General features: G+C 60.4%; 13 protein-coding genes and 1 pseudogene. 9 read left to right on the top strand and 5 right to left on the bottom strand.

Going from position 1 to position 19508, the window contains the following annotated elements:
• Positions 1 to 87: 87 nt before the first annotated feature.
• Positions 88 to 2115 carry a PAS domain-containing hybrid sensor histidine kinase/response regulator gene (locus OR16_RS03665; RefSeq protein ID WP_081488653.1) on the bottom strand — a complete coding sequence of 676 codons (2028 nt, stop codon included), beginning with the start codon at positions 2113 to 2115 and terminating at the stop codon, positions 88 to 90.
• Positions 2116 to 3218: 1103 nt separating this feature from the next.
• Here OR16_RS03665 and OR16_RS03660 point away from each other — a divergent pair.
• Both OR16_RS03660 and OR16_RS48060 read left to right on the top strand, forming a co-directional pair.
• Positions 3219 to 5180 carry a hybrid sensor histidine kinase/response regulator gene (locus OR16_RS03660; RefSeq protein ID WP_006156616.1) on the top strand — a complete coding sequence of 654 codons (1962 nt, stop codon included), beginning with the start codon at positions 3219 to 3221 and terminating at the stop codon, positions 5178 to 5180.
• Between the two features lie 239 nt (positions 5181 to 5419).
• Positions 5420 to 5671, top strand: coding sequence for a hypothetical protein (locus tag OR16_RS48060; protein WP_006156615.1), 252 nt, complete (start codon positions 5420 to 5422; stop codon positions 5669 to 5671).
• A gap of 102 nt (positions 5672 to 5773) precedes the next feature.
• On the opposite strand, the gene OR16_RS03650 is transcribed toward OR16_RS48060, so the two are convergent.
• Positions 5774 to 6220 carry a BON domain-containing protein gene (locus OR16_RS03650; RefSeq protein WP_043418319.1) on the bottom strand — a complete coding sequence of 149 codons (447 nt, stop codon included), beginning with the start codon at positions 6218 to 6220 and terminating at the stop codon, positions 5774 to 5776.
• Between the two features lie 523 nt (positions 6221 to 6743).
• Between OR16_RS03650 and OR16_RS03640 the strand changes: the two genes are divergently transcribed.
• The 5 genes from OR16_RS03640 (at position 6744) to OR16_RS03620 (ending at position 13092) form a co-directional block, all read left to right on the top strand.
• A complete protein-coding gene (locus OR16_RS03640) occupies positions 6744 to 7172 on the top strand; it encodes a DUF883 family protein (RefSeq protein ID WP_006156612.1) in 429 nt (142 codons plus the stop codon).
• Positions 7173 to 8096: 924 nt separating this feature from the next.
• The gene (locus tag OR16_RS03635) at positions 8097 to 8681 is read left to right on the top strand and encodes a hypothetical protein (RefSeq protein ID WP_043418317.1); all 585 of its coding nucleotides are present in this window, start codon (positions 8097 to 8099) and stop codon (positions 8679 to 8681) included.
• Between the two features lie 827 nt (positions 8682 to 9508).
• Complete coding sequence (locus tag OR16_RS03630) at positions 9509 to 9976, top strand: hypothetical protein (protein WP_141639822.1); 468 nt, start codon at positions 9509 to 9511, stop codon at positions 9974 to 9976.
• A 528-nt stretch (positions 9977 to 10504) separates the two neighbouring features.
• Positions 10505 to 11548: a BON domain-containing protein gene (locus OR16_RS03625; protein ID WP_006156609.1), complete on the top strand. Its 1044-nt coding sequence runs from the start codon at positions 10505 to 10507 to the stop codon at positions 11546 to 11548.
• Between the two features lie 992 nt (positions 11549 to 12540).
• The gene (locus OR16_RS03620; protein ID WP_006156608.1) at positions 12541 to 13092 is read left to right on the top strand and encodes a cytochrome b; all 552 of its coding nucleotides are present in this window, start codon (positions 12541 to 12543) and stop codon (positions 13090 to 13092) included.
• On the opposite strand, the gene OR16_RS03615 is transcribed toward OR16_RS03620, so the two are convergent.
• The 3 genes and pseudogenes from OR16_RS03615 to OR16_RS03605 form a co-directional block, all read right to left on the bottom strand.
• Positions 13089 to 13697, bottom strand: a complete 609-nt coding sequence (locus tag OR16_RS03615) for an ABC-type transport auxiliary lipoprotein family protein (RefSeq protein ID WP_006156607.1) — start codon at positions 13695 to 13697, stop codon at positions 13089 to 13091. The two genes, OR16_RS03620 and OR16_RS03615, sit on opposite strands and share 4 nt — an antisense overlap.
• Positions 13694 to 14521, bottom strand: coding sequence for an MlaD family protein (locus OR16_RS03610; RefSeq protein WP_006156606.1), 828 nt, complete (start codon positions 14519 to 14521; stop codon positions 13694 to 13696). Before OR16_RS03610 ends, OR16_RS03615 begins: the two co-directional genes overlap by 4 nt.
• Positions 14522 to 14920: 399 nt before the next feature.
• Positions 14921 to 15271, bottom strand: a pseudogene (locus tag OR16_RS03605) (helix-turn-helix transcriptional regulator); the annotation flags it as partial.
• Between the two features lie 12 nt (positions 15272 to 15283).
• Here OR16_RS03605 and OR16_RS03600 point away from each other — a divergent pair.
• Positions 15284 to 15550 (top strand): FCD domain-containing protein, encoded by a 267-nt coding sequence (locus tag OR16_RS03600; RefSeq protein WP_006156604.1) that lies wholly within the window; start codon positions 15284 to 15286, stop codon positions 15548 to 15550.
• A 2003-nt stretch (positions 15551 to 17553) separates the two neighbouring features.
• Positions 17554 to 19083, top strand: a complete 1530-nt coding sequence (locus tag OR16_RS03595) for a replication initiation protein (RefSeq protein WP_081488650.1) — start codon at positions 17554 to 17556, stop codon at positions 19081 to 19083.
• The last annotated feature ends 425 nt before the right edge of the window (positions 19084 to 19508 follow it).

The raw sequence follows: 19508 nt of genomic DNA, 5'->3' as shown, positions 1-19508 counted from the left end.
GTCCAGCACGCTGCCCGCTTTGGTGGCGACAAACGCCAGGCCGCGAAGGGGCTCGGCATCACCCGGCTCGAACGCCTAGTGCTCCGGCTAACGGATGCCCTCCTGGATTGGCCGGCTTGCCGGTGTCGACAGTGCCCGGCGCAGCGCTTCGATGCTTAGTGGTTTGACCAGGTGGAAGTGGAAACCCGCCTCCTGCGAGCGGCGCACATCGTCGGCGGTGCCGCGCCCTGTGAGCGCAAAAAACTGCATCGATCGCCCCAATGGCGAGGCCTGTAGCGCATCCAGGACTTCAAAACCGTTCATGTCCGGCATTTCCAGGTCGAGCAGTGCGCAGTCGGGTTGGAACTCGGCAGCCAGCTCAAGCGCCTGCGCGCCGGTGTAGGCCGGTCGGGCATCGTGCCCGAGCAGACTCAGCAACTCGGCCATGCTGTCGGCGGCATCGGTATTGTCGTCGAGAATCAGCACGCGCCGCCTGCGTCCGGTATCGGCATCAGCGTGGCCCGCTGGCTCGCCACCTGCGGCCACCTGCGGCAGGATCACGGTGAAGGTGCTGCCCTTGCTCGGCCCCGGACTGTCCGCCTGGATCGCTCCGCCGTGGGCCTCGACTACGGCGCGGGCAAGCGCCAGCCCGATCCCCAGCCCCCCACGGCTGATACCCTCGCGTTCCTGTGAGAAGAGATTGAAGATGCGATCCAACGCGGCCGGCTCCATCCCGTGGCCGGTGTCGGATATGGTCGTGACAACGCTGCCGTCTTCCACCACGATGTGGACAGTCACGGTACCGCCGCGCGGCGTGTACTTGGTGGCATTGCTGAGCAGATTGATCAGTACCTGCCCGAGCCTGGCCGCATCGGCAGACACATAAGGTGACTTCGGCGGCAAGGACACCACCAGTTGCTGGCCGGCGGCCTCCAGCACCGGACGAATAGATTCGATGCTGGCCGTGACGACGTCGTTATAGGCGGTCGGCGTCAGCTCGACCTTCAGCTTGCCGGCCGTGACGCGGCCCACATCGAGCAGGTCATTGACCAGCCGATCGAGCTGGTGGAACTGGCGATCGATGATCGCGGCGCAACGTTGGATGCGCACGTCGACCGAAGGCGTCAGCGCGATCACATCGACCGCGTTGCGGATCGGCGCCAGGGGGTTGCGCAGCTCGTGCGCAAGGATCGCAAGGAAAGACTGCACGCGCCGGCTGCCCGACTCCAGTTCTTCCAGCCGCAGGGCGTCACTGATGTCACGCGCCGTCCACAGCATGCCGGGCGGGCATCCGCCCGCATCACGGATCAGCGCGATCCGCGTCTGGCAGTGCACCATCGAGCCGTCCTTGCGCACCAGGCGCTCATCGCCGTCGCACCGGCCGCTTGCGCGTGCGGCTTCCAGGCCTGCGCGGTCCTGGCCGCAAGCGACGTCCTGCCGCGTGTAGAGCAGCGACAGCGGCTGCCCGATCGCCTCTTCCGGCAGGTAGCCGGTAATCTCCTGCGCGCCGGCGTTCCAGCTGCGAATTTCGCCATCGGCGCTCACCTCGAAGGCAGCGACGCCAGGCAGAGTTTCAGCCAGCAATCGCATCTGGTCGTCGGCAAGGCGCGCGTGCTCCTCTGCCGCGAACTGCACGGTGATATCGCGGCTCGCCACCACGAAGCCGCTGACAGCGCCGGAGGCGCCGGCCATGGCAGTCATGCCGGAGGCTGCCCAGAGTTGGCTGCCGTCGCTACGCACCCGCCAGCCGTCGTCCTGCGCACGGCCTGACTGCCGCGCGGCCTCCAGCCAGCGCTGCGGCGCGCCGGCCTCGATGTCGGCGGGCGTAAACAGGCACGAGATATGGCGGCCCGCGATCTCTGCGGGTGCATAGCCGAACAAGCGGATTGCGGGCTCGGGCCAGGTTTGCACATGGCCGTCGGTGGTGATTACGAAAGCGGCGCAGCCTTCCAGCGCGCCGAGCATCTGTCGATAGCGTTCGATTTCAGGGTCGGGGGCCGGCGTACCCGGTTGCGGGTCCGAGTGCACGCTCACCTGCCCGTCTGCCTCGCCGGTTGTGTCAACACTGCCGCTATACGTGGTTGCGGCCGTGGTTTGACCGGGCACCGTTGCCCCTGCCGGGCGCAGCTCTGACATGGGAACGCGCTCCTTTCCTCAAAGGCAATTTCAGATTGAATGGCCGCAGGCGGTACCGGAAGTATGGGCCGCACTTTGGCAATTGCCGGCAGCGATACCGGATTCAATCAAAAACTGCCACCTGGCAATTGCGCCGCATGCGGAGGCGTGTCCGCTCAGTGCCCGAAACGGGGCCGCGCCGCCCGTCACAGACTGGCATGCAGCCATTACATGATAGGCGCTGGCGGCTCGTACGCCGCATGTTCAGCAAGCGAGGAAGGAGAAAAGTGGTGTCAGGCCGATACCCTACCGAGTCGCAGCGGGGCGCACCGCAACTGGCGGTGGTCCGTGCTCATCATGGAAGTTGCGCGCAGGCCGGTCGCCCGGCTGCTGATTGCGCCGTTCCCAGCCGGGTTCAGGCATAGCTCTCCGGCGCGTGACCGGACGGCGCGGCATCGGGTGAGCCATACGCATCACCCAGTCAAGCCGTCGCGCCCGCGGCGACTCGGAAGGCCTGACGAACAGGTCGCGGCGCGAGTGCTTCACCGCATGGCAAGTGCCGAATCGCGCACCGGCGGCGAAAGCTGCGGTTCCGATGATTGCGCCGCCGTACTCGCGCAGATACGTGGTCGCGGCCAGAGATGTTCGGCACACGCGTCCCGGCGCCGTGGAAAGGGCCCTGCAACCCGGCGCGCTGCCTGCTCTCATCTGTGCAACAGCCAGAATCATGCAAAGCGTGTTCCTCCCGGCAGGGAGCCACATCCGGCGCAGTACTGCAGCACCAGGATTTACAACATCCGGTAAAAACCACATGCGAGTCGCATAACCGTGCTTGTAGGAGCCAGGGGCCCGATTCCGCTGGCAGATCGGCGCGCTGCTGCGCCGTCTGTTCGAAAGCGTGTCGATCCTGCTCGCATGGGATGACCTGGACGGGCTGCGCAGCGCCGCATCACGCCAAGCGCACAGCTGACGCTTCGGCACGCTTCTTGCCTTTTTCTGGCAAGAACACCTTTTTCGGGTGGGCCAAGGGGGACACACGCCATGTCATACCGATTCGGGCGACTGCAGGAAGCCGACGAAGCCATGCGCCGGGCCACAAACGAGGCGCTTGGTGTCTGAATGCCATGGATACGCCCGCCATCACGAACCGCCCGCTGATCCTCAATGTGGAGGATCGCGACGGCCCTCGTTACGTCAAGAGCCGAATCCTGAACCGCGCGAAGTTCTCGGTACTTGAAGCCACCACCGGCCAGGCGGCCCTGTCACTGGTACGCCAGCATTCGCCAGCGCTCGTGCTGCTTGGCGTGAAGCTTCCCGATATGAGTGGCCTTGAGGTCTGTCGGCTTCTCAAGCGCGATCCGGCCACCGCGCGCACGCTGATACTGCTGACATCGACCGGGCTGGCAGATGCACGACAGCGTGTGCAGGTGCTGGACTGTGGCGCAGACAGCCATCTTGTGGAGCCTGCGGAACCGGAGGAAATGCTGCTCAGCATCAACGCACTGCTGCGCCAACGCGAGGCCGAGGATGCGCTCCGGCACACGACCCAGACGCTGCGCGAAAGCGAGGGCATGTTCCGCCAACTGGCCGAATCCCTGGCCGACGTGGTGTGGATTCTGGACCCCGACGAGAAGCGACTGCTGTTCGTCAGCCCTTCGGTTGCCGCGCTCCTAGGCCACACGGCCGAGGAAGTCTTGGATAATCCAGGCCGCTGTCTCGACCGCGTGCCGCCGGCAGACCGGCCGCGCGTGGAAGCCGCATTCGCGGACATGCTGCGCAACGGCAGGATGGAAATCGAATTTCAGCTGACACGGCCGGGCGGCGAGATTCGGGAAATACACGCGCGCGCGTTCCCGATCCGTAGCCGCCCCGGCGCAGATGGCCGCTCGCTGCCCGTGGCAGGAATCTGCCAGGACGTCACAACGCAGAACCGCGCGTTGCGCGCGCTGCGCGACGAGCAACGCCGCAAGGATCAGTTCCTCGCCATGCTGGCACACGAGTTGCGCAACCCGCTGGCGCCGATGCGCAGCGCCGCCGACCTGCTGCAGCAACTCTCGCCCTCGCGCGAGGACATGTTCCGCGCGCGCGACGTGATCGGGCGCCAGCTCCATCACCTGACACGGCTGGTTGACGAACTTCTCAACATCTCGCGCTTCAACCAGGGAAAGATCACGCTGCGGCAGGACCTGGTGGAATTGCGCTCGGCGCTGAATACTGCCGTGGAAACCGTGCGCCCGCTCCTTGATGCGAACGGCCAAATACTGCGCCTCGCGCTGCCGGAGCAAGCGCTGCCGGTGCGGGGGGACCTGGTGCGTCTCACACAAATTTTCAGCAACCTGCTGCAGAACGCGGCCACATATACGCCCGCAGCCGGGCAGATCTCCGTGGACGCCACCACGCAGGAGGGCCAAGTGACCGTGCGCGTGCGCGACAACGGCGCGGGCCTATCCGAGGCCATGCAGCGGCGACTGTTCGACCCGCTGGCACCGGACGACACCATCGGTGGCGAAACAGGTGCCGACGCGCAGCGTGGCTCCGCCTTACAGGACGGCCCCGGTATCGGTCTGACGCTAGTACAGAAGCTGGTGCGCCTGCATGGCGGGCGCATCCACGTGGAAAGCCCCGGCCCCGGCGAAGGCAGCACGTTTATCGTGGTGCTGCCGGTGGAACCCTGGCAGTGCTGGCATCCCCCCAGGGGCATGACAGTGCCCCACAGCGGACCGCGGCGCACCGTCATGCTGGTGGACGACAACATCGATGCGCTCGAAGCGATGACGATGACCCTGCAGGCGCTGGGCCATACTGTGGTTACCGCTTCGGACGGTCAGAGCGCGGTGGCGCGCGCGGCCAGCGTGCGCCCCGACGTGATCCTGCTCGACCTGGGCATGCCGGCGATGGACGGCTTCGAGACCGCACGGCGCCTGCGCGCGCTGCCCGAACTGAGCGGCGCAAAGCTGGTGGCGCTGACGGGCTTCGGCCAGCCCGAAGACAAGCGGCGCACGCTCGAAGCGGGGTTCGACCTGCATCTGGTCAAACCCGCGGACCTCGACGAGCTGACGCGACTGCTCGACGGGCTCGACGCGTGAGCGCGTCGTCTGCCAAGCGTCACCAAAAGCAAGGAGCCAACCCCGATCTGCCGCCGCCTCCTCCGCAGCGCGCAATCCGGGCTATGCAAGGAGTTCCGTCGCGTCACGCATCATCTGGAAAGGTGCCATAACCTTCTGGCTCGCCGGCATACCGATCGTGCTGTGGCCGGCATAATACGTGCTGCTGATCCCGGCAGGCCAATGTCGAGGCCACGCAGACAGTCGATATCGTCAACTTCGTGGTGGTGGCGGAGAAGATTCCACCTTACTACGTCGATACACCCTACTCCCTCCGACCTGACAAGCGCGGCGAACGCGGCTATGCGCTGGTGCTCAACACCATGCGCTTTGCCGACGACGTACTACCGATGTTGGAACCGTACCTGCCCAAACTCGCCACTGGCAAACCCACCGGCGCGCATGCGTGCGACATCGTCCTACGGGAAGCGCCCTCAGCCAGGCGTCTGACCGCGGAAGTGTCGCGGAAATGAAGGAGCGGCACGAGAACCTCGAGGCCAGGATCGTGGCCTTAGGCTCCGTGCCGCTCAGGTGAGTCTGTCCTGCCGGCTATCCCCCAGCAGAGCGGTAGCGGACTAGCGCGGTAACACCTTCAGCTCGTCGTTCACCGAACTCACCCCCTCAACGCTACGCGTGGCATCAACTGCGAGCTGGTGCTGTTCCTTCGTCGGCACCGAGCCGCGCAGGTTGACCGTGCCATCCTTGGTCTTCACGTGAATGCCCGTGGACCTCAGGTCCTTGGTGGCAAGCAGCTTGGTCTTCACTTTGGTCGTAATGGCGCTGTCGCTGACGGATTGCTCGACCTTGTCTGCGCTCATTTCAGTGGTGGCCGCAGGCCGCTGGTCGCGGTCACCCTCGGCGCGCGCCGGCACGCCAGGGACCAAGACGGGTGGCACAGCCGGGGGGGTGTCGGCGGCCACGCGCATGAAGCCGCCTGTATCGAGCGCAAACGCACCGCCGGTAGCCGCCGCCAGCGCAGCGGCGACACAAGTCATCCGCAGAGTAAGTGCAGGAATTTTCATCGCTCTCTCCTGATAGCATGGTCAGGTATGACATGAGCCGCCACACGAGTGGAAACCATGAGTTTTTGCGAACCAGATGAACGTGACGCGCAAGAAGCGTACCTGCTGACAGGGCGCGAAGCAGCAGTGAACCGCCGTAGATGTCACGCCTTCGCTACGCCGCAAAGTGTGTAACTCGGAGCAGGAATTTGTAATTCCAGCCGGCGCGCATCGAAGCCAAGCGCCTCTGCACGCTGGCATGCGCCACCCGAGGCAATAGAGGAGCGACGCGAGGCTGGCACGCCGATTGCAGCTACGTTGATGCGGCAAGCCCGCCACGAGCAAGGTGGCGGCCGGATGAGCAACCAGGACAAGGGCCAAGACCAGCAGCAAGATCGCAGTGGCATGCGCGAGGCAAGGTTGCTGGATTTGCCACGCGGGCTTGGCTCTGACGGCATGCGCGACGACCCTGCTGGTACCTCGCGCCGCGCCCGCCGCGCGCGATGACCTCATGCCGAACGACCGATTCTCAGGAGCACGACGAATGGAAACGCAAGGCAATACCCAATCCTCCGTCCAGAACGAATCACCGGGCATCGCCGGCAAGTTCGGCACGGCAACCAAGAACGTCCTGGACGCTGCCAAGGACGCCAGCAAACAGGTGGGCGCGGTCGCTCGCGACGAAGTCTACGGTCTGAAGCAGGAACTCGATGACCTAATCCGCCGCATTCCCACCTTATCCGGCGCTGCGCTGGACGAGGCCAAGGAAGAATTCCTGAGCAAGATGAACGCGACCAGGGATGCCGCAAAGGGCGTCTCGGAAAATGTGCGCCTGCAAATATCCCGGCGAGCCGAGGAGACCGCCGCCTATGTCCAGGAGCAGCCGTTGCGGTCCATGGGCATGGCGGTCGGGGTCGGCATTATCCTGGGCCTGTTGATGGCCAACCGAGGTGGCGGCCGAGGCTCGGACTGAAGGTAGACTGAATCGCGGACCAGGCCCGACCGCCTTGCGCGCCGGTACCCTGGTCTCGCGATCGCGTTCTGTTGCAACCGCCATCGCCCTGGCGCGGAGGACTGCCTCCGCGCACCCATCCTGATTGGCCCGAGCGGCAGGACGCAAATTCGAGGCGGCAATTCGGAACCCTCAATGCGGGAATCTGCAGGCTGCCATACACAGAGCTCCCGCCGCCTGCACCCGCCTGCATTCTCTCACGCACGCCCACGCCGACGCCTCTACTCCATCTGATGCCGCTCTGCCGCGCAGGCCGATTGCTATTTCCCTCGCTCCGCTTTGCTGGCTCGCAGACCTGACGCACCTTGGCGTTGCGGTCAAGGCATATCTCGCCTCCATTTAGCAAGCGAAACACAATCTCGTTGTCAGCCTTTGGCTCGCGGAGACGCAAGTGGACGGACAAGCCGTTATCCAGTTGAGATCGGACGTCGCCAGCGACGTGCCTCTCATCATAGCTGCCCGGTCATCAGGTATCCACCGCGGTTGATGGTGAAGAAGCGATCGAAAGCGCGGTGAAGCTCCAGCCGGACGTCGTCCTGCTCGCTTTACGGCCCGGTGCGCAAGGGCAACATGGGCACGCCGACTAAGGCGTTCGCACAGTTCTGGCAGGAACTGTGCAGAAAAATACATGTAGCTCCTGGAAAGGAGCGGCAGTCTAGTGCCGATGGCGCGCGGCGGCGCAAGGCCAAGGTTGGCGCTCTTGGCCGTGACGTCGCGCTTGATGTGTCGGAATTGTCTTACGCGGCTTTCGGAGCCAGACGCCTGCTTGCGGACACGGTTGGTGCGTAATCTGTACATATGATGTGGGCAGATGCGGGCGCCTGAGGCAGTCGCCGACAGCGGGACCGCTCTCCACAATATTTCACCCCTGAAATGGAGCACGATATGATGAAGACATGGCTAACCACAGCAGCAGTGTGTTCGATGGTGTTTGCCGGCCCTGCCGCCTTCACGCTGGCGCAGGCGGCGCCGGCAGGTTCCAAGGCGGACTATGACGCGGCCGTAAAAACCGCCAACGCCAACTACAAGGTTGCGCGCGCCCAGTGCGACAGCCTCAAGGGCAATGCGAAAGACGTCTGCGTGAAGGAAGCCAAGCGCGATGAGGAAGTGGCCAAGGCTAGCGCGGAAGCAACGCTCGACGGCACCGCCAAGGCACGCGCCAGGGCGGACAAGATCAAGGCCGATGCCGACTACAGCGTGGCCAAGGAGAAGTGCGAAGACCTCAAGGGCAATGACAAGGATGTGTGCGTGAAGGAAGCCAAGGCTGCCCACGAACAAGCCGTGGGCTCGGCCAAGGTCGAGAAGGCTGCCGCCACCGGTACTAGCACCGACGTGGCTGAAGCGCGCGCCGATGCCAAGAAGGACAGTGTGGACGCCGCCTACAAGGCCGACAAGGAAAAGTGCGATGCCATGTCCGGCGATGCCAAGAGCAAGTGCCAAGCCGACGTGAGAACCAAGTACGCCAGGTAAGTTGCGCCTAGTCAGTTGCCTTCGCATGTGCTGGCCCGGCACGCCGGATCAGCATGGCACCCATCCACCAGATAGAGGAAACGACTATGAATTGGGATCAGGCCAAGGGCAAGGAGAAATGAGACCAGCTCACCGACGACGACCCTGAAAATAATCGAGCGTCTTTAGTTAGCATTCTAGCGCCCGTTTCTTCCCCTTTTTGCACATCAACTAACGTCCCCCTGGCGGTGAACCTTACCGGGATCCCCAGAACAACGCACAGTCGTCCCATCATCAAACATCGCCGGGGGAATTTGTGAATGGTAAAGCGCTGGCTAGTTCGAAACGCGTCACGCGTGGGCCAATAGCGATGGGTGGTTCCATAAGATTAAATGTCCATAGTTGCGCCACTTCTGGAACGACAAACGAGATTCGATCTGGCCTCCATCTCAGAGCAACCAGATATTGGGCGGCCACGCCGCGCACTACGCCTCAAGCAGGATGGATCCCGTCACAGTGGTAAGCATGGGCTTGTCAGTCCTATAAGCGCCTCGGCCAGGCATTTATTCGCCAATGGCGAGGACGGCGGCGTACTGCAACTCTCGGGGTCCCCAGACTGCCATTCTAGTCGCCATCGGCGACGCTAAGTAGGCTAGCGGGAACTGAAAACCACCAAACGAGCTAGTGCCCCACATAGGACTCGAGACGACTGGCTGCGTCGAGATAGTGTTTCCGGGGTCGGCAAGGTCTTGCTAAGCGTCGTTGAGTCCCTACACCATACCTCTCGTGTGTATTCTTTAGCTGGGCAGCAGGACAGCTTGCGGCAATGCCCCCCTTGGGTGACAGACATGCATTCCTATCAGATATCAGGAGGCGATCCACATCTGTCCGTGGGTCCTATGGGGGTGTTAGCCGAGATCATCGGGATCACCGCCGCAATCGGAAGGCGGATGACTTGCGATCTCTGCCCTTTCGCAATAGGTTCTTCGCAAAAAATGCAATTGATCGCCTTGACGCTTCAGCTCTGCATCCTATGGCCGGCGGCAGATGCAGTCTCCGCCCGTGCCGCGTCATCCGAGAGCAGTGTGCACCCCTCCGCTTGCACGATGTTTATCGATATCATCCGAGAGAGCTTGCGATCGGAGCTTGAGGTCGCGTGCGTTTCCGCGGCATCGTCCCGGTGTGAGGATAAGAACATCGTGGTGAGATCGATACTGATTTACATCGACACCCAACGATTGCGCAGCAAAGACGACTGCGATACCGCGCTTGAAGCACTTGAACGGCTGCGGGAATTGCCTTCACAGGACCACTAGCTGGGAGCCAACGCGCTATGAGCCGTGGCTAAGTCACCTTTCGCTGATCCTACGCCGCGTTGACCGGTCCGGCCAACTGCCACAGCCAGGACACCAGCCGATTCCGGGTATCCTCCCGCGAGCTTATTCTGCATGTCGCCCCTCGTAGGTAAGCAGAGTGCAACGCGAAGATTATGGCAACTCAGCGCTTGGCTCGAAGTCCGCGATCGATTTTCGACTGGTTGTAGCGGTACGATAGTGAATCCCTTCGTGGTCGCCTGGGCGCTGTTGCGGCGGGCCGGGCGTCGCAATCGCTTTCCCTGGGCACGTCACGCGATCATGTGGATATCGCGCCATTTCCATTGAGGCTACCTGCAATCTTTACAACCTCTGCAAGGGTTGCATTGACCCACGGCCTCAGTGCCGCGACAGGCCAGTGGCGCCGCACGGTACGAATCTTGCCACTTCCTGATTACTCGCCTGCGGGCCGCGCATCTGTCGCTTCGCCATCCGCATATGGCGCCAAATCCACATTGTCAGGAAATCATCATGAGCTACTACCATGACGAACGCGAACGCCACAAGGCGTGGGATGACGACTGGCTGCCCGAATCCGAACGCGAACGCTGGCAGGCGCAGCGCCGGCGCCAGCAAATGACCCCGGGCCAGACCAGCTACGGTGGCCCCGCTCGCCCGCCCGAAGGCTACAGCGAGCAGTACGGTGCGCGACGGTATCCCGAATGGCCGTCGGGGCGAGACTATGAGAGCCGCTACGGCAGCCCCGACGCGAATCGCGATGGCATCGGCTATGGCCGCCGGGAAGACGGCCGCTACGGTCGTCGCGAGGACGGCCGCGAGCTGGGCCGCTCAAGTGACAGCTACGGCAGCAGCTTGCGCTATGGGCTGAACGGTGGCTACGGCAGGGGACACGCCGCTGAATGGGGCGATCCGCAGATGCGGCGCGATAGCGTGTACACCGAGCGCCAGCGGCGCGAAAGCGCAGAGCGCCCGCGCGAACCGCATGAATCGGCGCGCTCAGGCGACCACGATCCCTACTTCAGCGAACTGCGCAGTGACACCCGCTACCGGACCGCCCCAAGCGAAGACTGGGACGAAGGCCAGCGCTACGGCCGCAGTTACGGCCGCGAGAGCGCGCGGCGCCGCGGCGGGGAGGCCGATGACGACCGCGATCACGAGCACGAGGATCGTGGCGTGCTCTACAACGTTGGCCGCCGCATCGGCGAGGCCGTGGGGGACTTGTTCGGCAGGCATGAGCGCTACCGCTACCAGGAGCACGAATCCTACGCCGGTCCGCGTGGCTATCAGCGCAGCGACGACAGCATCCGCGACCAGATCTGCGAGCGGCTCAGCTGGGCGCGCCGCGTCGATGTTAGCGACGTCAGCGTGGACGTAAGCAACGGCGTGGTGTCGCTGTCGGGCACCGTGCGCGATCGCGGTCAGAAGTACTACATCGAAGAGGTGGCCGACGATACCTACGGTGTGATTGAAGTCAACAATGACATCCGCGTGCGCCGCGAAAGTACTGGCGTGATCGGCAACACTGGCTCGCCGGGCAGCATCCGGGACGCCTGATGCTGATGCGTCCGGGCAATCTGGCGATGCGCCGCGCTTGCCACTCTGAGCCTGTTTTCGGCCAGCTTTTACGCCGGGCCTTTCCGGCCGCGCCACGTTGGCTCGACGGTCGCCGTCATCGGTAACGGCGATTGACTTCCTGCAAGACCTTCTCTAGATGTGGCGAAAATACACGCAGGATGAGCAGTTCTTACGCGAGTTGCCCGGTCCGCATTCGGCCAAAATGCAAAAGGAGGTACATATGACGGCTGTGCGGCACATTGGACGTCTGGTATGCGTGTTGCCTGTTCTCTGGCACGGACCAGTCGCACCCAGGCGTTGCGCCGCGCAGTCTTCCCTGCGTGCAGGCTGACCGTGGTCCTTAACGGAGGAAACATGACTAACAAAACACTGATCTGTGTGATGCTGGCTGCCACCCTTGGCAGCCTGGGCGGCTGCAGTGCGACAGGCACGGCATCGGGTACAGGAGGCGGGTCCATAACGGGCTCGGGCTCGGTAAGCGACAGCAGCAGGCAATCGCCGCAGTATGGCGGTCCCGCAGCCGGTGGCAGCACGTCGGGTTCCGGCACCGCCACCGGCAGTTCCTCGACCACGACAGCGCCGCGCTAGGCGGTGCCCCCAGCAACAGCGCTCGCAAAAGCAGCCCCCGCCTTGATGGCGGGTGCCTGCGAGACGCTTGCAGGTCGCCGGGCGTATGCGCCTGGCGGCCAGCGTCAAGTAGGCGTGGCGGCGGCCCAGGGCGGTGCTCTGCCACGTGCCTGTGACGCGTGGTGCCAACGGTTGAGACGGCAACCCGAGAACCTGTGCGGTGCCTTGCCGCCGAGCTATTATTATTGAAACCGCAATCCAACTTGCTTCGATGAAGCAGATCAGGGGCTCAATCCGCTGGTTGAATTGTGTAGCGGGACTGGTTGCGGGACTGGTTGCGGGATGGAGTGGCGCTATCCGACTGGCTCAGGCCGGGAAGAGTCTAGATTGGCGGAAGGTGCGCGATGACTTCGATTAATAACACAGAAGGCCACTATGGAGTTATAGCGATCCTTTTCCACTGGTCGATGGCTTTTCTCGTTATTGGACTTGCAGCATTGGGCCTCTACATGGTAACGCTTCCGGATGTCGGCTTCAACACGAAAAAAATCGTTCTGATTCTCTACCATAAGGAGGTCGGAATACTCGCATTTGTTTTACTTGTCGCCCGATTGGGCTGGCGTGTCACGCAAGTACTTCCGCAACTGGTAGCACATTTGCCAGACTGGCAGAAAATAGCTGCACGATTTGTCCATCTTTGCTTCTATGCGCTGCTGATCGCGCTGCCGATCAGCGGCTGGGTCATGTCGTCTGCGGCTGGTATTCCGGTATCGTTCTTTGGCCTCTTCACCCTGCCTGATCTCGTAGATAGTGACGACTATCTGTTTCATCGATTCATCGAATTACACAAATGGCTGGGATACGTGCTCATCCTTTTAATATTCGTTCATGTGGGCGCAGCACTAAGACATCATTTTGTATTCAAGGATGATACCTTACGCAGAATGTTGCCTTAGTGTGCCTTCTCGATCGTAAATTTGGCGAGTTCCCGCAAGATGCTCGCCATCGCTTCATTGGCCGCCACGACTCCCGCGTAGGGGGTCAGATCCCGCAAGGGTTGCTGCACCGACAGTTCCTTGGTCGCAATAACCTGGGCCGCTACCTCCCGACTCAGGTGAAAACGCATGGTAAGTCGCAGAATCGCGGGGTTCGAGCTGAAGTCCTGATTGAATTCTAGGATCTCGGTGCGCAGGGCGTATGTGTGACTGCCGAAATATGGAGACGCAAAAATCTCGCTGAAATAGTGAGTTTTTTGAAGTGTCTCGACGATCAAAGGTTGAATCATCTGGGAAGGTGTCTCCGCCCATTCATTGTGACTGAAATACGCGATCTGATAGGCCTGTCTCGTGTAGGCCATCTGCGTTGTGGCATAGGTCGGATCGGTCTCTGGTGCCAGAACCAATAGAGTTGCAGAGTGGGTCAGCTCGACGGGAAGATCGATCGGAATCTTGTTCAGCACATATTTTTTTGTATCATTATTGACTGGCGAAATCAAGGCGCACCCCGAACACAAGATGACACATAGCGTGACAAAAATCGCTCTGCTCGTAAATTCATTCATTTCTTCTCCCCCGGTCCCGGGGGTGGCGACGCGATACCACGGATCAAGCTTGATGGATCTCGATTGATCTTGGTAGTGAGGTCCGTAAGGGAGGTGGACAGATTATCAATGTTTGCCAGAGCCTTGTACGCTTCTGGCAGGATTTGCGTCTGGAGCGCCCTCACTGTGTCGTGGCTCGATTGCAGGAGCGGCTCAAGGCGTTGACTGGCGCGTTCGGTATTGGCAACAATTGAGTTCAGTTTCTCAGTATTCTTCGCCAGCACATTGGTTGCTAGCTGCAAGCTTTCGGCAGATTGCTTCAGTGAAGCCACAGTCTTGGTATCGAGTATCGTTACCAGCAGGTCGGTAATGATCTGAAAGTTCTCCTTGACCTGATTTAGCGTCGTGTCAAGCGTGATGAGGTTCGACGGTGCCGTCGGGATGATCGGATAGGGCGCACCCGGCCGTGTGGTCAGCGGCCGCGAATCGCTGCCGACGTCTTCGATTGAGATGTAAACGTAGCCGGTAAATCCCCGTGTCGCGAGCCCTCGTGAGGTAACCGTCGCGACACTGGCCGAAGTAACCGGCGCATCTTTGTCGATACTCACGACGATGCTCACTGAACGCGGATTGACGAGGCTGATGCTTTTCACCTTTCCCACATCGACGCCGTGGAATTCGACTGGGGCATCGGCAATGAGACCGGTTACCGACTCTTTGGTATAGATTTGGTAGGTCGCGTAATGACTTACAGAGAAGGCATACCAGGCCGCCCCAACGGAAATCGCAATCAGCACGAACACCACAAACGCGAGCCTTGCCTTCGTGTTGATGCCGTTTTTCATCGCGCATCACCTTCAAGGGATGAGGGTTGGAAGAGGTTCGTGCGGAATCATCCTGCCATGGTATATCTGAACGAATACGAGTCGGTTTGTTAGACCACACTGGCGATCGCCATCTGCCTGACGGCGTGCAACCGGCACAGGCTTCACCCCCTCGCCCGGCAACAGGCGCATGCCAGTTAGGGCGGCTCCCCCACCACGCGAGGGTTGCGACATGAGGTGCCAACAGGATGCATGGGAATGGTCACCGACGTGGTGCCGTCACATGACCTGTGCAAGCATGGATCGAGGTACGCAAGCCGGCGTCTCGTAGCGCCACCGGCCCGAAACCGGATGTCCACCTACGGAAAACCCGCCCTGTCCGAGCGGGTTCGAGTCGGGAATGAGGCACGACGTTGCCCCTTATCCAACCAAGGCTTCCAGCTCGTCGGAAGCCGAACGCGGCAACCGACGCCCCTCCTTGGCCACATTGACCTGCAAGGCCACCCTGGCCACCTCCAGAATGTCTCTGGTCAGCGAATAGCTGCCCCTGGCCTGCAACCAGGCCAGCACGTCGGCCAGATGCCAGATCGACGCACTGCCCTCATGCACCGGTGCCGGAAAACTGCCCGGATGGGCCAGCATCAGCTTGCGCATGTTCTGCCGCGATACGCCCACGATCTCGGCCACATCGCTCAACCCAACTAGATCCGGCGCCACTTCAATCAGCTTGGCCGACGGCACGGCACGCCGTACATCAGCCAGCGCGCTGCGCGCGCGCGGCAGTTGCCCATCATCTTCGACAGCAAATCACATCCCCACGACCATGACGCCCTGATGCTGCTGTACCAGCGCGATCACAGTCGGCAGGCACTGGCGGAGCACTACCGCATCGTGGACGCGCTGGCGCTGCGCGAGGTCGGCCGCGCCGAGGCACTGATGCGCGAGCACATCCTTACCAATCGTGACGTGCTGATCCGCGCCCTAGGGACGAACAGGCTGGGCGCAGCGGCGCAGGTGCCCGGCAGCGGCGGCCAACTGCTTTCCTACTAGAGCGGCGGCATTTCCCTCGGCTCGTGCTTGGCGAGCCAGCGCAGGTGGCGATTTCGATCGACATGGTGGTGTAGGTGAAGAAATTTGGGAAAGCGCTGGATCCAGCGTTGTGTCGTTTTCTGAGCCTCCCAAGCCCATGGATGCGCCCGGCGTTCGAGAAGAAACGGCTCTGCCCTATAAAGCGCGATGACACGTCATTGGCGCGAGCCCGTGGCATTACCGGACGCCACGGTGTGAGCCCGCTTCTGAGCCTGGTCTGGGAATCGTCGGCGACAGTGGCGAGCGGCGCGAGCCGCATCCCGTTTGAGAGATAGAGTCGAATTCGACGTCTACTTGATGTGCTCAAGCGGTCGGTCAATGAGCTGGCCGAAACGCGCCAGGCAACGCGTTGGTCGCTTCTTCGGGTAGACCTGGCACGCGCGGAGCACTGCGTGAAATGCCTTGCGGCACTACGAGACCGTTGGCCGAGTAAACTCTGCGACTTGCCCACGCCGCGATTTTTTGCGCAGCACCGTCTTCCCGTGTTCGTTTGCCCCGTGGAACGGAAAATACGTTCTTGGCCAGGTCGATGACACGTCTACTCCTGCACATCAACGCCGCCATCGCTTACCTTGTAGTGCAGTGTTGTCCGTTTTCTGAAGCGACCCCGTAAATGCTAAATTTCAGTCCATCTGACAATGCAGCATCCGAAAACATGGACGGCCCGCCCGACAGAACGCTACGGCACTACCCACCATCGGATGTCCAAGTATTCACACCCAGAACTGTAGTCCATGCTAGTGGGGGACAACGAACCACTTCCCCCATAGCCGTAGTCCATTGCGGCCGAGTAACCAATGCACCTGCGTTCGATTTTTTGCCCCCATAGTTGTAGGCCATCTCGCACAAGTCAAGTTATCCACAGGGCACTTAAGGACACCATCCATGGGTGTAGGCCATGCCCCATGATCGTAGGCTTTAGACCCCACAAATGTAGGCCGTACGGCTCCCACATCTGTAGTCTTAGAACACTAAAGCCTACGGTTATGGGCGCCTTTCATCCCACAAGCGTAGGCCAAAAACCAGAAAATTCCATCTGCATCAATGACTTAGCGAACGTTAACGATTCGATTTGATTTTTTAACTTCTATAGATTCGATCCTTTGCGCGAGACTTAACAACTCTAAACCGTCTGCAAGAGACGAGCATCCGGAACAACAACGCCCCGCACTCATCGTCAGTAATGCCCATGCATGTAGTCCATAGGGCTGTCGCAATTTGACTAACGCGCTATCAGTGGCGAAATGTGAGTACTTGCTCTCCAAACTTCGTACGGATAGCTATGCAGAAATACGATGTAAATCAATACGTTAGGTTCGTTCAGCAACAAGAAGACTACCCTTCGGCCTACAAATACCGGGCGCTGGAAGCCTCCTGACTCGCCTAGCCAGCGGCTTCGCTTGAAATCGAACCCACCGGAATTTGTAGGCGATTACTGGATCCACCCACCCGCACAGGCGCCTTTCCAAGCTAAAAGCCTCCGGAATCCGTAGTCCTTGCAGGCGCTGAAAGGGCTTTTGCCCCGTTTCCAGCCCCCTTTTTGAGCCGCCGGTGCTCCAGGCCCCGGAATATGTAGTCCATAGAGGGAGTCCCCGCCAACCTCTTTGTTCCGCATGCAGCACAACATGAGCAGCAATGGCCTACGTTTGTGGGAACGGTCATTCTTCAGATATCGACGCACCGCTATGGCTTGAAGCGGGTAGCAAAACCAACTGTCTCGTATACGCGTCGCCGCTCAGAATCGGGTATGGCCTACGTTTATGGGAAGTCCTTCCAGAGACCGATACGAGTCTTTTCCCAATCCACTGCTCCTTAGCGGTCACCGCAGGATCCTGAATCTCGGTTATGGACTACATCTATGGGGAATGCCATGCTGTACCGTAGTCCATAGACTACGGCAAGAATTTGACTTTGTAGTCCACATTGTTCATAGTCGTATGCAATAAAAATTCTGCTAAGCCATCATGACCACGAGCAAGGGCGCTCAAAAAGCTGTGCGAGGGACTGAGCCTGCTATCCAGGTCGCAGTACCCACTGCAGATTCGGCGGCGTTCGAGCTCGTTCTCTCTGACTCCAAGCCACCTGCACGCGGTAGACGCAAAGCGGTCGCCGCAGTTAACGGCGTGGAAGCCGAAGTCGTTACCCCAGAGGACCAGGCAGCACTCGAAAAGGCTCTTACATCGAACGACTTAGCCCGCTTCTACCTCTCCAACGAGAGGGAGGCTACGCAATACTACAGCCGTAGCTTAGATCTGTTCGACGAAGGTACCTCTATTATCAACGTCGAAGAGGAACTGCTGCTCAAGAAAAGTAGCGAGCGTGTGCGCTTCGTCCGACCGTTGAAATTGCTTCAGAGGCAGCTTCACAACACCCTGCTATTCGTTGCGCGACCGAACATGACGACGCAAGACACGTTCTCGGTCTCGTTGGACTATTTAAGCTGGTCGGTCGAACATAATCATAACGACACCTCCTATCTGAAGAATTCGGTCGAGGAGATGCAGCAGTCTTTGATGCAAATCTCGGAGAATTCGCGATGGTTCTCCACCCAGATCCTGCAAGACGTTCTGATCGACGGAAAGACTCTTTACTACAAGATTCCGCCGTTGCTGCGCAAGCTTTACAGTGCTCCAGAACGTTACTATCACGTGTCCATGCGCATGAATGCGCGCTTTCGCAGCAAGTACGCTCATGCGATGTACGAATTGCTGCGCGAGAACCTTTGGCGCCGCCACACCGGAGAACTACCACTTGAGGAATTCCGTGAGCGAATGGGGATTGAGGATACGGAGTATCTCGAGTTTAAGCGCCTGACCGCCCGTGTAATCGTTCCCGCGTTAGCGGAGCTTGAACAGTCCAGCGATTATTGTGCAACGCCAAAGTACATCACCAAAGGTCGAAAGGTTATAGCGATCAAGTTCGAGATCTGGGAAAACACCAAGAATCTTCTGTCAATGAATGAGGAAGGTTCGCTGGATCCCGAGCGATTCGCTATTCTGCGCGAGCAATTTGGTATAAGCAGTCCTCAAATCAGAGAATTGACCCGAAACTTTCGTCTCAAACGAATCGAGGATGTGACGGACGTCCTTTATTTCCGATATATTCTCGCAAAACGCAAATTCACTAAAGGCTATGCGCTCGTTACGAAGGCGCTTGGTGATACGGAAGACCAGTACTTTCTCACCGCCGCGGAAAAGACGGAATTGGCAGTTCATCGCGAGCGCAATCGGAATGTGGTCAGGGAGCAAGAGATCCAACGGCTCTCCGCCGATACTCGCAAAACCGCTCTTGAGCGGTTTAACGCGTGGTGGCCGCAAGTCCCTACCGCCGAGAAGTTGGGTATTTGGCAGAACTTTCTCTCCGATGAGGCGAGCGTTGCTGTTATCGGCAAGCGCAAACTAAAGATTGACGCGCCGGATTTGACTCACCCTCTTGTTCAAAGTACCTTCCTTGCGTTTGCCGCTAAGGTGGGCTTGATTCCGAATATTGCGTGATGGACAGGATCCAGGTTACTCAGAAAGTTCACGTTGGACGACTAACGACCTGAACCATGGTGTCCCCGCTCACGGTCCCGGAAGCGGGGCAAAGAAGGCTCGTCATCAATTTCCGGCGGGCCGATCTTTTGTATGCGGAACGACCCACCCGATGCCGATGCGCTCAGCATCCGCGCGGGACACAGTGGTACTTTGACTCACGCAGCCGTAGCCGTCCCCAAATGTCGCTGAGCTTGGCGGCATAACCGCCGATATGCACACATTCAGGTAAGCGTTCGACGCCGACCGTGTAAACGCGATCGCTGCAGATGACCGACCATTCGCGTGATGGGCATGTGACTGGATCGTGCCCGCGATAGGCGATCATGGACACCATCCCTCCAATTCATCAAGCTGATCATCCGTAAGCGCGAAATTGACCCCAC

It is taken from the genome of Cupriavidus basilensis OR16 (assembly GCF_000243095.1).
GTDB classification, from domain to species: domain Bacteria; phylum Pseudomonadota; class Gammaproteobacteria; order Burkholderiales; family Burkholderiaceae; genus Cupriavidus; species Cupriavidus basilensis_D.
This window is presented reverse-complemented; position numbering and strand designations above follow the sequence as displayed.